The organism is Acinetobacter sp. YH01022 (genome assembly GCF_013420235.1).
Lineage (GTDB): Bacteria > Pseudomonadota > Gammaproteobacteria > Pseudomonadales > Moraxellaceae > Acinetobacter.
This window is the reverse complement of record NZ_VOYP01000006.1, coordinates 79,249-93,186: the sequence shown is the minus strand read 5'-3', so window position 1 is coordinate 93,186 and position 13,938 is coordinate 79,249. Positions and strand designations below refer to the sequence as shown.

Annotated in this window: 9 protein-coding genes and 2 pseudogenes; 7 read left to right on the top strand and 4 right to left on the bottom strand. The window is 42.4% G+C overall.

Going from position 1 to position 13,938, the window contains the following annotated elements; translation table 11 throughout:
• Positions 1-11 precede the first annotated feature (11 nt).
• From FTT87_RS03330 to FTT87_RS03320, 3 genes are all read right to left on the bottom strand, one after another.
• Positions 12-3,359, bottom strand: a complete 3,348-nt coding sequence (locus FTT87_RS03330; protein WP_180082145.1) for a DEAD/DEAH box helicase — start codon at positions 3,357-3,359, stop codon at positions 12-14.
• A gap of 185 nt (positions 3,360-3,544) precedes the next feature.
• Positions 3,545-3,823 (bottom strand): helix-turn-helix domain-containing protein, encoded by a 279-nt coding sequence (locus FTT87_RS03325; RefSeq protein WP_180082146.1) that lies wholly within the window; start codon positions 3,821-3,823, stop codon positions 3,545-3,547.
• The gene (locus tag FTT87_RS03320) at positions 3,816-5,108 is read right to left on the bottom strand and encodes a type II toxin-antitoxin system HipA family toxin (RefSeq protein ID WP_180082147.1); all 1,293 of its coding nucleotides are present in this window, start codon (positions 5,106-5,108) and stop codon (positions 3,816-3,818) included. The genes FTT87_RS03325 and FTT87_RS03320 overlap by 8 nt, the downstream gene beginning before the upstream one ends.
• Positions 5,109-5,345: 237 nt before the next feature.
• Between FTT87_RS03320 and FTT87_RS03315 the strand changes: the two are divergent.
• The 5 genes and pseudogenes from FTT87_RS03315 to FTT87_RS03295 form a co-directional block, all read left to right on the top strand.
• Positions 5,346-5,588, top strand: a pseudogene (locus FTT87_RS03315) (DDE transposase); the annotation flags it as partial.
• 221 nt (positions 5,589-5,809) lie between these two features.
• The gene (locus FTT87_RS03310) at positions 5,810-7,750 is read left to right on the top strand and encodes a TonB-dependent siderophore receptor (RefSeq protein WP_180082148.1); all 1,941 of its coding nucleotides are present in this window, start codon (positions 5,810-5,812) and stop codon (positions 7,748-7,750) included.
• A gap of 2 nt (positions 7,751-7,752) precedes the next feature.
• A complete protein-coding gene (gene cobN / locus FTT87_RS03305) occupies positions 7,753-11,853 on the top strand; it encodes a cobaltochelatase subunit CobN (protein WP_180174369.1) in 4,101 nt (1,366 codons plus the stop codon).
• A gap of 8 nt (positions 11,854-11,861) precedes the next feature.
• A complete protein-coding gene (locus tag FTT87_RS03300) occupies positions 11,862-12,365 on the top strand; it encodes a MotA/TolQ/ExbB proton channel family protein (RefSeq protein WP_180082150.1) in 504 nt (167 codons plus the stop codon).
• Entirely contained in the window at positions 12,365-12,670 is a 306-nt protein-coding gene (locus FTT87_RS03295; protein WP_180082151.1) for a DUF2149 domain-containing protein, read from the top strand. Before FTT87_RS03300 ends, FTT87_RS03295 begins: the two co-directional genes overlap by 1 nt.
• Positions 12,671-12,871: 201 nt before the next feature.
• Here the strand turns inward: FTT87_RS03295 and FTT87_RS03290 are convergent, their stop codons facing one another.
• Positions 12,872-13,114 carry a hypothetical protein gene (locus FTT87_RS03290; RefSeq protein ID WP_180082152.1) on the bottom strand — a complete coding sequence of 81 codons (243 nt, stop codon included), beginning with the start codon at positions 13,112-13,114 and terminating at the stop codon, positions 12,872-12,874.
• A gap of 177 nt (positions 13,115-13,291) precedes the next feature.
• Here FTT87_RS03290 and FTT87_RS03285 point away from each other — a divergent pair, with 177 nt between their 5' ends.
• Complete coding sequence (locus FTT87_RS03285) at positions 13,292-13,594, top strand: helix-turn-helix transcriptional regulator (protein WP_180174368.1); 303 nt, start codon at positions 13,292-13,294, stop codon at positions 13,592-13,594.
• Between the two features lie 64 nt (positions 13,595-13,658).
• Positions 13,659-13,850 (top strand): annotated as a pseudogene (locus FTT87_RS16150) (type II toxin-antitoxin system HipA family toxin); the annotation flags it as partial.
• Positions 13,851-13,938: the final 88 nt, after the last annotated feature.

Here is a 13,938-nt window from a genome sequence, read left to right as displayed (position 1 = left end):
CTGAAACCAAACTAAAATTTCTCAAACAAGTTCATCACGTCATTTTCCGTCAGTTTCGCTTCGCCCTCATGATCGGTACTTAGAATAGACTGTGCCAGTTCTGCTTTATTTTGCTGTAAGGCAAGAATTTTTTCTTCTATGCTTTTATTGGTAATCAGCTTATACACAAATACTGGCTTGTCCTGTCCAATCCGCCATGCACGATCTGAAGCTTGATCTTCAGCAGCAGGGTTCCACCATGGATCATAGTGAATGACCGTATCTGCGGCAGTTAGATTCAGACCGACCCCTCCTGCTTTCAGACTGATTAAAAATACTGGCACTTGTCCAGACTGAAATGCTGTAATGACTTCATCTCGCTTTTTGGTCTTTCCAGTCAGCTTCACATAGCCAATTTCTGCGTGATGGAGCTGTTGCTCAATCAGTTCCAACATTGAGGTAAACTGAGAGAAGATCAGAATTTTTCGCCCCTCCTCCACCATTGGAACGACCATATCCATCAACTGTTCAAGTTTGGCAGAGTGTGCCTGCCCGGTTTTCACTGAATCCAGCTTTAGTAAGCTAGGATGGCAGCACACCTGACGTAGCTTCAGTAAGGCATCTAAAATTTGAATTTGACTACGTTTAAAGCCTTTTTCTGCCACAATTTTCTGAATATTTTCCTGCATCGTGGCACGAACAGCCTCATATAACTTGGATTGCTGGTCATTCATATCAATATTGACTTCAATCGTAGTTTTTTCTGGCAATTCTTTGGCTACATCAGTTTTCAAGCGACGTAAAATGAAGGGCTTAATCCGGTTGACCAGCTTTTGCCTTAACTGCTGATCACCGCGTTTTTCAATCGGATGACGGTACTTTTTATTAAAAATTTCTTGTGAATATAAAAATCCTGGCATCAGGAAATAAAATAGTGCCCACAGTTCACCCAAATGATTTTCCATCGGGGTACCTGTTAGACACAAACGATGTCGTGCTTTTAATTGGCGTACTACCTGTGCAGCTTTGGCACGCGGATTTTTGATATTCTGCGCCTCATCCAAAATGAGTTGATGATATTCATATTGCTTTAGTTGTTCTTCATCTCTCGCTAGAAGCGGATAGGTGGTTAACACAATATCATAGTGCGGAATCTGCTCAAAATTCTGATGGCGGTCGGGCCCCTGTAGCAGCAATACCTTGAGCTCAGGGGTAAATTTCTCCGCTTCTTTGAACCAGTTATGCATCAGCGATGTGGGTGCAACAATTAAGGCGGGACTGTCCTGCAAATACCCAGCCTGCTTTTCCATGAGTAAATGGGCTAAAGTTTGTGCTGTTTTCCCCAAGCCCATATCATCTGCCAGAATCCCGCCATGCTGGGTTTCCCTTAAAAACTGTAACCAGCCTAAGCCCTGCTGCTGGTATGGACGCAACTCCCCCTGAAAACCTTGTGGTGTCGGCAGTTGTTGCTGATAGCCTTGTTTGAATTTCTGTACAAATTGCTGCAGGCGATCACTGACCTGCCATGTCATCCCAAGATTATGCTGCAATTCTAATAATTGACTCGCATCATAGCGATCAATACTGCGCTCTTCTTGCTGTAAAATGCTCTGCAGATGCAACAATATCGGCTTAATATCCCTAGCAGATAGAGCCAAATCAGGTTGATCAACTGCAGTTTTTACGGTGAAAATTTGACTGTCATGCAGATGAATAAAAGTCCGCGGATCAAGTAAATCAGGATTTACTCGCACCAAAGCTACGAGCGCATCAAGCAAATTATAAGAATTGCCTGCACTGTCTTGAACCGTCGCCCCGATATTGAACCAGTCCTGCTGGCCTTCAGATTCAGTGATGGAAATATTTAAATTTTCAACATATTGCAGGTTAAAGGGGCTGTTTTCCAGATGCTCTATCTGCCAGCCCATCAACTCAATTTGATTGATGGGCATCAGCTGTTTGATCCAGTCTCCATAGAAAGCAAAAACCATAGAATCAAGACGTTGTTTATCCAGTTTTAATTGCTGGTCATAACTAAGATCTTTCACCCACTTCAGTGATTCGACCAATAGCTGTAAACGCTGGATTGACTGTTGTTCCTGAACTAAGTCCCGAAGCTGTCGCACCATTTTGCCATGCTGTTCACCAATAAAACTGTCACCTGATGTACCTGCTTTAATTCGCCCGCCTGCATAGGAGAATTCAATTTCAGCACAAACAGACTCTTCCCATTTCCAATCAAATTTATTTAAAACACCGAAGCGTAAAATTGGCTGGGGACTTCCCTCAAGGACATCAATATGCTGAATAGACTCGGGCTGAGGCATTTTTTTCACCTCTGAATATTGATGAGTCAGTTTCTCAAACTCTGGCAAGAGCTTAGCTGGAAGATCAGGCATCTGTAAAAAATGGTACAGAAGATTTGCCGTATATTCACCATATAACTGGCCCACCGTGTTCTGTTGAATATCCACATAACATGGTGGATGGCTCGCGAGAATATGAATATGAGGATTTGATTTTAAATCGAGTCGAATATCACCATTGACCAATTCAATGTTTAAATGCTCTGTCTGTTTGTTTACACCTTGTTGCCAGATCAGTTCGATGTGATAGCCTTGTTCTGACCATTGAAGTGCAGCATGGCTCTTTTTTTTCCAGTACACATCGCCACTTTGAATAAAAGATTTGAAATGCTCCAATAAAATGCTGGAGATATCAAGATTGCTTTGATAAAAGCGTTCGTCGCTGTTTATTTTGGCGTAATAATAAATCTGGTTAAATAATTGTCGTTTTTGTTCAGGTAAAGTCAGATGCTTTCTGGTGATATTTTCATATTGGGTATAATAACTTTCCCCTGCAATTGAGCCGTTTTTATTGCGTCTAGCCTTCTGAACATCAACTGTCAATTTCTTTAAGCTGACCGACTGATCTAGAAGGTAAATTAAATAATTGTTTGTTTCGACAGATTGCTCTGGTTCAGTCTGTTGTAAATACCGTTTAAAATCATTCAACCAGCGCTGCGCCTGATCATCCCCCCATTGGCGTTTTGCGATTCCCTGCGGAGATTGAGATTCAGCATAACGCTGTTGAAATTCCTGACGATATTCTTGAAAGAATAACCGCGCTAAAGCAGCAGCATGTTTACAGTTATATCCAACTGGACAAGTGCAGTCATCATCGATTAAACGGTCTTTTTGGGGATTATAGGTAATTGCGGTATCGTAATAATCTGTTCCTTCAATTTGGGCATACATCGTAACCCCGTCTTTTTCCTCAAAGAACTCAATCGTTTTCCTATCAATGTGTTTAGCATAGCTCTGGCTGCGCTGAAGAGTTGCAGTACTAAAGCGAGATAGAAAATTGATCAATGAGGACATAATTACCAGACACTAAAAATGTTTATACAATTATAACGGACAAAGCTGTCATTTCAGAACAGTAGCCGAACTGCTCAACCTGAGCACAGATTCGACTCACTCAATAGGAATATTGTGAATAAAGACAATCAAATTCGAGAAGTTAAACAGTTCATTGAGATCGAAAATATCCTGATAGAAAGTGATCATTTCTTCACAACAGTTAATTTTAAACCAAATGGGGTCAAAAGTTTTAGCATTGTTTCTAGAGTTGGATTTGCATCTGATCGCTCTAGTTTCTGTAAAGTTTGAAGCGAAATTTTAGTGATCTTGGACATTTCATGTAATGTCAGATGCAGCTCTGTTCTAATGAATTTTGCAATGACATGTATCGGCCAGTCTGGATTAAGCTTAATCATTTCTAAAACATATTGTCTTTTTCTAATTTGCTCTATTTGAGAGAGGGGAATAAAACGTTTATCCATAACAAATCTCCTTTAATTGTGCGCAAATACCTTCAATGCGATATGCACAATTTTCTAGAATTTCATCATCTATCCCGATAGATTTCATCTGGGTTAAAAGCCCTTGATACAAAGGTAACTGTTCAGAAAATAAAGATTTTATTTGTTCTATGGTTAAAGAACTGCATTCTACAATCTGATGGGCAATTGAAGCCCAGTTGTTATCGTCTTTTTCCCATCGAGTAGATCTTGCGATTCCATCTGGATGTAACCACATAGGGGCAAAATCAAATAAAGGCGTTAATCGAATATCGCCATTGTTAAACCTTTGAAATGCTGTATTACGGGTATGATTATCTTTATTTCCTAAAGCGATATTGGCTAAATCTCTTTTTACATATTCAAGAATTTCTGTTTCTGGATCCGTACAGCAATTCATTATAATTTTGCAGACTTCGTTATGAGACATTTTTACTCCGAAGCCCGCTTTTCCACTAAAAGAAGCTAAACTTTCTTGAGCTATTCTTTCAACACGGTTATTCACCACTTGCCGATCAAAACGTGGAATAAATAAAGTTCTTCCATGTAATTCTAGCGGTCTAAACACTCGCAATCCTAAATATGCTGCTATTTGCATATATAAGGGTTCTTGATTCAAAATTTTGTTCAGACATTGATCTGTTCCTCGGCTAAATTTAACCAACCAGTGCTGTTTAGCCATTTCATCAGGTAACGTATGATCAAGATAAAATAACTCATCATGGCCTTGTGTGAGTAATAGTTTTGGCCACTCGCCTTGAACGCCAGATGATCCAGAGATAAATAGTCCAAAAGATGATAATGACTCAAGAAACTCTTCACTACGTTCAATAATTTCCTGTATTGAAAATCCTTGTACTAACTGATCTGAATATTGAGTTAAAAGCCATTCATGAGCTTCTTTTATTCTTAAGTTACCAATAGGATTGCTCGCTCCTACTTTAAGCAATGGCCAATCTGCTGACTCTTCTTCATACTCAGGGCGGCCAAGTTTTTTTAATAATTCTTTTCGACCATATCCTTGAGGTAATAGATCAATTAGAAAAGCTGGCCACGTAGGCTCAATATTGCTTTCTAAATTAATCGGATAATGGTTTGAAACAGCATGACCATCTCGTAACCCCATATGTTCAATTGCATAATCCATTGAATAATATGTTCCGCAGCTAGCTTTCCAACCTTTAGCTTTTTCACCTATTACTTCAATAGTGGCACAATCGATCCATTGATTATTCAGAAATATTTGGATAGAGCAAAAATCATTCATAATTCTATTTAAATAGTAAAGTATAGGCAGTTTTGCCTATTATATACTTATTATAGTAGTAAAGTATTATTTTTATCCAAGTGAGTTTTCAAAATTATGCTTCATCCATAATCCATTCTTTGAAAAGAGCATCCTCGATTTCATAACTACCATTTTCTGGTTTAAAAATAATTTGCGAATAAAAGACATTGATGAATTATTCAAAAACATTGTGATAATTTATTTGGTATTTAGCTATATATGGCTCAACGTGCAAAAGTCAGTCCTTTGAGAATGAGCTTTCATATTACCTCTATTGCTATCCTTAACCTATTGAGATTTGATTCTTTGGCCTCCGCAGGCAATTTGCCTAAACATCTAGAAAGTTTGATGGAAAAATCTAAAAGGTATGTTTTACCGGAAAGAAGAAGTAGAAACTACCCACGAGTTGTGAAAGGAAAACCACAGAAATATCCAAAAAAATGCCAGTCAATCTCTTAACTGACTGGCATTAGGCCGTCGAAGGGATTTATAGGCCACCCCTTTAGCTTACCCTTCGTTGTTATGTACAACAGTGCCTTTGTTTGTGCAACAAAGTCCTTTACTTCTAACAATTGTATCCATTTTGACCATGAATGCAGAAAAGCGTATAAAATCATTTACATTTTATTATGTTATAACATAACATTTTATGGAAATAGATGAAAACCCAATAAGACAATATGCGTATTTTTATTTTAGGTGCCGGACTGTTATGTGTTCAACACAGCACCTTTGCCGCTGAAGATGTAGCAGCGGAGCATCCCATTCACAGTATGAACACCATTGTGGTTACGGCATCGGCCCAACCAGAAAATATCCATGAAGCACTTGCAAGTATTGATGTCGTTGATGGCAATAGCCTTAGAAATCGTTTTGTACGAGATCTATCGGATGCATTGGACGACCGAGTCGGGATTCAAAGTCAAGGACTCGGCTTAAATCGAAAAGGTATTTCTATTCGCGGTATGAATCCAGAACATACCCTTTATCTGGTCGATGGTCAGCGCATTAATTCATCTTCGTCTGCGGTGGCCCATTCGGATGCCGAACTCAACTGGATTCCCGCTGAGGTAATCCAGCAAGTCGAAGTGGTGCGAGGCCCCATGTCGTCATTGTATGGCTCTGAAGCTTTGGGCGGGGTGGTCAATGTAATTACTCGAAAACCGCTTGATGAATGGCAAGGTTCAGCAAGTCTGCAGTCGGTATGGAATGAAAGCGACTTGGGAGGTGATCTGTTTAAAAGTAGTGCTTACCTTGCAGGGCCACTGATTCAAGACCGTTTAGGCATCAGTCTTTGGGGCGAATACCGTCAGCGCGATGCTTTGCATGATCCTGCACAGCATCAAGTATATCTACAAGACCAGCAAAAAAATTCCCAAGCCCATGTGGGACTATTCTGGCAATTAAACCCTGCACAGCAGATAGAAATTTTTACGGACTATGCTGAAGAACAGCGTCAAGATCTGCGCAGTGGAACACGCGGTCAGTATTATCAGGTTAATGATGATATTGAGCGTCGTCGTGTCGGGTTGAAGCATTTAGGTGAATGGGACTGGGGCAAAAGCACTGTACAACTGTATCAAACGGACTTTAAACGTGACAGCCGGCGTAGCGATGGCGGAGACACGACCTCACCACAGCAACTGACGGATCAAATTGCCAGTATGCAGTTGCAATTTGAACAGGGCAAGCATCAGTTTATTGTCGGCAATGAACTGCGTTCCGAACAGTTAAAAGACCCCACCGTGAATCAGCAACACAAAGATCGTGCAACGCATTACGGTATTTATCTGCAAGACACATGGCAAGTCAGTGACCCCCTCAAAATAGGTATGGGCTTGCGTGGGGATGAGCATGAAAAATTTGGTTGGGAACTCAGCCCGAAACTGAGTGCCGCATTGGATTTAACTGAACAGTGGACCCTAAAATCCGGCATCGGCCGGGGGTTTAAAGCCCCCACACTGAAACAGCTTTCAGCTGAGTTCGAGTCGCATGCAGCAATGGGCGGACGTGGCATCATTCGTGGCAATCCTGACTTGCAGCCAGAAACCAACACCGCTTATGAAATCGGACTGCATTTTCATCATGGCGAGTTTGAGAGTTCACTTGGCTGGTTCCAAAACGATGTCGATGACTTGATTGAAACTGCACGGCGCACGCGTTGTGATGTGGCGGGCAAGGTCTGTCTGGATTATGTCAATATTGCTCAGGCCCGGTTGCAAGGCCTGGAATGGCGTGCGGCCTACCAGTTTGAACCAGCATGGCATCTTGAAACCAATTACACCTATCTAGATGCACAAGATCAAAGCAGTAAACAGCCTTTACCGGATCGCGCTAAGCATCAATGGAATACTTCATTAAATTGGCAAGCCACAGACCAGTTCAGCACACGGTTACGTCACCATTACCGCAGTCGCCAATTCCAGGCGGCGGATCAGCCTTATAGCAAAGGCTATAGCTTATGGCATCTCTATGCTGATTATCAGCTGACCCATCAACTCAAGCTACAAGCAGGGATCGAAAACTTTACCGATGAGAAAACCGGTTTCGATCCTGATCAATTACACAGTTCTACCGATGCTGGTCGTCGCTACTTCCTCGGCCTGAATGCGAGATTTTAAGCATGGTGATCTTTCAGCATTTACTCGCAGGTCAACTCCGTGGGTATTCTCTAGGGAAATTCTGTTTTTGCCTGATCTGTCTATGGGCTGGATTCAGTACAGCGGCCATGGCACAGCAGTCAGCACAGACACAGCTTTTAATTCTGCATAATGATTTTGTCAGTGCACAGAAGTATGAAAAATTAAAAGCGCTGGCAGCACAACAAGGTGTCCAGCTTCAGCATATGAATGTTGAGCAAAAAATGGAACAGCTTGAGTCGGCCATTCAGCAAGCCGAAATGGTGATTTTAGACGTACCTCGGCCACCAGACCGTAAGCAGGTCGAGGACGCTGCACTTGCAAGACTTGAACAGCAGAAGCGTCCTTATATGATTGTAGGCGGTGGAGCACCCAAGTTTCACAAAGTTCCAATGCTGTACGGTTTTAAACTGCTTGACTTATATGCGAGTGGTGGCATGAACAACTTTAAGCAATTATTTATATCCCTGCAGCGCTGGATCACGACCGGGGAAAAAAAGGCTTTAAAGGCTGAAAAAATGCCGGACATCGCCATTTATCATTCCAAAGCCGAGCAGATTTTTGACAGCGTGAAAGCCTATCAGGCATGGTATGACAGCTATCAGACACAGCATACTCAAGCACAGACACGTGTGGTGTATGTGATGCATCCAAGCAATCTAACCAATTTAACCACAGCACGTCTTGATGAGTTGATTGAGCTGACTGAACAGCAGCACGTGATGCCTGTTGTACTGTTGTGGAGTGAGTCTAAAGCGAAAACGACACTGTCTGAATATTTTAAGGACATGCCCATCACGGCGATGGTGAATTTGACGCATATTCAAAATGGTCAGCAACTGGTCGCAGAGCTTGAGAAAATCAATGCCCCCATGATTCAAGCCTTATCCTTTCATGGCAGCATGGAAGATTGGCACAGCGCGACCTCAGGTGTGCCACCACATCTGGCATCGGTGTTTTTAAGTTTGCCGGAAACCTGGGGGTTTTCTGATCCGACGGTATTGTCCATCCATGAGCATGGTCAAGAAAGCTGGATGCCTGGGCAACTTGGCAGTTTACTACGGCGCACCCAGGCACAAGCCAGGCTGAAATATTTATCCAATGCAGAAAAGCAGCTTGCGCTGATGTTTTGGAACTACCCGCACGGGCAGCAAAATCTGTCAGCCTCGAATTTGAATATTCCGCGAAGCCTGGAAAATATTCAGACAGCCTTGCAACACGCCGGATATGACACCCACACGGTGAGTGAACAACAGATCATTCACGATGCCAGACAGCTCCTTGCAGGATTGAATCAACCTGAAAAATTAAAAGATTTAGCCACACAGGACCTGCTTGCCTATTTCCCAGTCCAGGATTATCTGACATGGCTGGCACAACTGCCTGCTGACCGTCAGCAAGAACTCGCCACAACATCGACTCTGGCACGATTGCAAGAACACTGGGCCGTAGTCGAACGTAAGGGACAATGGTATTTCGCGATTCCACGCGTGCAATACGGTAAGGTGATGCTTCTGCCACAGCCACCTCGTTCAAGCTCGGGAAAAGATTACCATCGCCAAGATTCAGTTCCAGACCCGTTGTATCTGGCCACATATCTATATCTGCAACAGCATGCCAATGCCCTGATTCATTTAGGAACACATGGCACACAAGAATGGTTGCCGGGCAAGGATAAGGGTTTGTCAGTCGATGATTATAGTTATCTGACGGCAGGCGATTTACCGATTTTTTATCCTTATGTCCAGGACAATCTTGCAGAGGCAATACAAGCCAAACGTCGTGGACGTGCGGTGACCATTAGCCATCAAACGGCAGCGTTGGCACCTTCAGGTCTATATGATGAACTGCGTGATTTGCATGATCTTATTCATCAATATGTACAGCTGAATGATGGCATGGTGAAACAGGACACGCAAAACCGGCTGATCCAACAAACCCTGAAAAGTGGGATTGCTCAGGATTTAAGCTTATCCGAATCACAAATGCAGGCAGATTTCCCAGCCTTTTATGCACAGTTGCATGATCATCTGCATGCTTTGGCAGGACAGGCCGTGCCGATGGGCTTACACCAGTTTGGGCAAGCTGCAGAAGATGAGCAGCGTTTGATAATTGTACTACAACAGTTAGGTGCAGATTTTATTCAGGACCTAAAATATGACCCGAAGGAAATTTTTAATCGTGATGTTGCCGCGATTCAACAGTCGCTGCCATTTCGTTTCTTAAAGCAGCATGTGTTGGCCAATCCGGATCAGGATACTGAAATTGAACAGATGAAGTTAAATGCCAAGTTAAAAAAATGGATCACGACGGCTCAGGAAAATTATCAACGTTTGAGTGCAGAGATGGAACTGAGCAGCCTGTTAACGGCATTAAATGGCGGCTTTATCGTTCCTGGCTCAGGCGGTGATCCGATTCGCCAACCCGAAACGATCAGTGGACGGAATTTATATGCTTTTGAAGCCGGTAAAATTCCTACTCCATCTGCCTATAGCATGGGCAGTGAAACCTTTGGCCAGATGATTCAACAATATCAACAAAAACATCCGGATAAATATCCTGCCAAAATTGCAGTGAGTTTATGGTCTTCTGAAACGATTCGCCATTTGGGTGTCTCTGAAGGTCAGGTCCTTGCCGCCTTGGGTTTAAAGCCGGTCTGGAATGATGCGGGTAAACTGGTACAACTGGAGATTATTCCACGTGAAGCATTGCAGCGTCCACGGGTGGATGTGGTGGTACAGGCCACGAGTGTCTACAGGGACCAGTTTGATGGTTTTATCCGTTTGTTGGCACAAGCCATGTCCAAACTTGCCCAACTGGATGAAGCAGACAACCCAATTTATACGCATAGCCAGCAACTGGAAAAGGCCCTTATTGCACAGCACATTTCCCCCGAACAGGCTCAGTCTTTATCGCGCCTACGCATTTTCAGCAATGCTCCGGGAGAATATGGTTCGGGTTTTAGTCAGCAAATTTTAACAGATGATCAATGGGATCAGGAACAGCAGCTGGCCAGTACGTTTTTAAATCGATTGCAATATGCCTATGGTGAACAGACATGGGGAGAACAGCTGCCTGTCAACATGTTTGCCGAAAACCTGAAAGGTGTGGAAATGGCGATCATGTCGCGCTCATCTAATGTACAGGGCGTCTTATCAACCGATCACCCTTTTGAATATTTGGGTGGTTTATCGCTGGCTGTACGTCAAGTTCAAGGTGCTTCGCCAGAATTACTGATAACTGATTTACGCCAGAATAAAGCGCAAGTGACCTTATTAAACTCCTATTTGTCTGATGAAATGCGCACGCGTTATTTAAATCCGACCTGGATTAAGGCCATGCAACAAGAAGGTTATGCAGGTACTTTAGAAGTGTTAAATGCCACGAACAATTTATATGGATGGAATGTGGCAGACCCGGCTGTGGTCCGGAAGGATCAATGGGATGATTTATATGACACTTATGTACAGGATAAACGTCAGTTGGGTGTCAATGAATGGTTTGAAAAGCATCATCCCAGTGCACAGCTGCAAATGTTAAATCGTATGGCTGAAGCCATTCATCAAGATTACTGGCAGGCGGATCAAGAAACCAAAGCTGAAATCGCAGAACGTATTCACACTTTACGTAAGCGCTTGGATCATGTCGATTCATCGCGTCGTGTGGATGCATTTATGCAAGCACAGTTGCATCAGATGCCGCTCAACTCGACAGAAGCAGAAACACAAACCTGGAACACTGATCAGCATGTGGCTTCTGTATCCGCATCGCAAGTGCCAGCGCATGTAGCGGCATCAACAGCGATGCGTCATCAAGGTGTGGGGCTGAATACGCCAGTATCTGTCGAACAGGAGACAGCAACACAACAACTGATGAAAAAGACCGATTTTCAGATGGATGTAGCCAAAATACAGTCGCTTCCTGAAACGGTATCAAACACGGTCAAAGTCAAAGGTCAAACCTTAGAAGCCGTACAAAAGCCAAAAGAGCCACAACAAGATGTCATGCACTATGGCCTTTTATTTTTATTCACGATTTTAGGATTTGGTGCAGCGCATCAAATCTATCAACAACGTCAACGCTAAGGTCGGTTATGCAAATTTTACAACTCGAAAGTCTGATTTATCATGCCTCTAAATTATTTTTATGGCCTGTGATGTTGTTGATCTTACTAATGCTGATTTTTGCCTTATGTGCTTTGGGCAGCTTTATCACTGAAGCATGGCTGAGAAACACGACACGTTATCAGTCCATGTTGGCGCGTTATGCAGATCGTCAAACAACACCAATCAGTAGTGATGATCTCGAACTGTGGATCATTAAACGTCTGGAATGGTTGCGGATTGTGTCACGTACCGCGCCGATGCTTGGTCTGATTGCCACCATGATTCCAATGGGGCCTGCCCTATTGGCACTGTCGAGTGGTCAGTCGGAGCAGGTAGGACAAAACATGGTTGTGGCTTTTTCGTCAGTGATTTTATCCCTCATATCTGCCTCCATTTGTTTTTATATCTTGGTGGTACGTCGTCGTTGGCTGCTGGAAGAATTACGACACTATGAACTGACTCGGTTGACAAAATTGCAGGGAGATAGCTGATGCGTTTTATGGAACAGGATGAAAGTGATGATCCAATGCTGTCAGTAGTCAATCTCATTGATTTGTTTTTAGTGTTATGCGTGATTTTGATGATGCTGGTGGTGCAAAACCCATTGAATCCATTTTCGCAAGACAAGGTGATTGTGGTCCAAAATCCTGGTGAAGCCAATATGAAAATTTCATACAAGAATGGCAAGGAAATCAGGCAGTACGAATCAACCGGGAAAATGGGTGAGGGAGAAGGCAGTAAAGCCGGAGTGACTTATCAAATGAGTGATGGCCGGATGATATACGTCCCAGAGTAATATCTTTATGTTTTGAGTCTGAAGAAAACCACCTCTTGCGGTGGTTTTTTATATTCTTAGATTCTCAGACGAAGTGCAACAAAGATTAATTTAGGTTGAAAGCAAGATGAGATAGCATCAGAAAGAAAAAACAACTGATGCATCGCTCACTAAATTAGTATTCAAATGCAGGCACGATAGCCATTTTGTTTTGAAAACTCATCAAGAGCTTTTACAAACTGCCCCCTCACTATGCAGGCCTGCATCTAAAAAACTGAAATAAAAAACGCGCCATCCAAGCTGTTCTGCTAGGGGCGCAATATCTTTTCGTAAAAATTCTTTTTCCCATTCTGCGCGGGGCAAAAAAGTAAGAGAACTAGCTAGCCCAGTTTCAAGCATGCCCAAAATTTGTTTAGCTAGTTCTGTACGTGGAAAATGCCAAGGGTCATTGGAGATGGTCATCATTTTAATTACTCAGCAATGATTCTTTATTGCTATAGATTGTAAATGTCTAATTAGACTTCTTTAATCTAATAGGATCTAATCAGCCAATAAAGCACCTTTTCACCGATCAACCAACACATTTTATAACTCCATTATTTTGTGGCTTAATAGTCATATATAAACATAAGACCCAATATTATGGATTTAAGATTCAGAAAACCTAAAGAAGTTGTTACTTTATTATGTGAGAGGCTTCGTAAAGAACGACTTTATCTGGAAATGACTCAGGCAGATGTCGCTACACGTGCTGGTATTAGTGTGAATACAGTATCTAATCTGGAAGCTGGTCGAAATGTTTCATTTGAAAATTTAATACGCGTTGCCATGGTACTAGGCCGATTAAAAGAATTAGAGGAACTCTTCAAACCTCATTTAAACAGTGTAGATGACATTCTTCGCTATGAGAGCAATACGGCTCGCCAACGTATCAAAAGAAAATAAACCCATGCTCAAAAAACTTAATATTTACTACAATGGATGGGGTGAATATTGGCTTTAGGATACACTGGTCTTCTCAACAGCAATCACAGGTCAACCATTAATTTCCTTTGAGTACAGTACTGAAGCGATCCATAAAGGTTTAGAGCTTTCCTCTTACCTACTTCCATAAAAAGGTGACCCATTAAGAAAAAACTTTCCTACACAACAAATGGGATTACCGAGTCATATATATGATGCCTCACTCGATGGCTGGGGGTGCTCCAGAATTTTGGTGGCTATTCAGTCCATCATTACCTACATTCCAACTCTCTAGTTTTCCAACTAGCCAAGGTTATAATAATGGC

What these genes read in the sequence shown, in the direction of transcription:
- FTT87_RS03330 (WP_180082145.1), bottom strand. Translation starts at nt 3,359, where the DNA reads ATGTCCTCATTGATCAATTTTCTATCTCGCTTTAGTACTGCAACTCTT.
- FTT87_RS03320 (WP_180082147.1), bottom strand. Translation starts at nt 5,108, where the DNA reads ATGAATGATTTTTGCTCTATCCAAATATTTCTGAATAATCAATGGATC.
- FTT87_RS03290 (WP_180082152.1), bottom strand. Translation starts at nt 13,114, where the DNA reads ATGATGACCATCTCCAATGACCCTTGGCATTTTCCACGTACAGAACTA.
- FTT87_RS03285 (WP_180174368.1), top strand. Translation starts at nt 13,292, where the DNA reads ATGGATTTAAGATTCAGAAAACCTAAAGAAGTTGTTACTTTATTATGT.
- FTT87_RS03300 (WP_180082150.1), top strand. Translation starts at nt 11,862, where the DNA reads ATGCAAATTTTACAACTCGAAAGTCTGATTTATCATGCCTCTAAATTA.
- FTT87_RS03325 (WP_180082146.1), bottom strand. Translation starts at nt 3,823, where the DNA reads ATGGATAAACGTTTTATTCCCCTCTCTCAAATAGAGCAAATTAGAAAA.
- cobN (WP_180174369.1), top strand. Translation starts at nt 7,753, where the DNA reads ATGGTGATCTTTCAGCATTTACTCGCAGGTCAACTCCGTGGGTATTCT.
- FTT87_RS03295 (WP_180082151.1), top strand. Translation starts at nt 12,365, where the DNA reads ATGCGTTTTATGGAACAGGATGAAAGTGATGATCCAATGCTGTCAGTA.
- FTT87_RS03310 (WP_180082148.1), top strand. Translation starts at nt 5,810, where the DNA reads ATGCGTATTTTTATTTTAGGTGCCGGACTGTTATGTGTTCAACACAGC.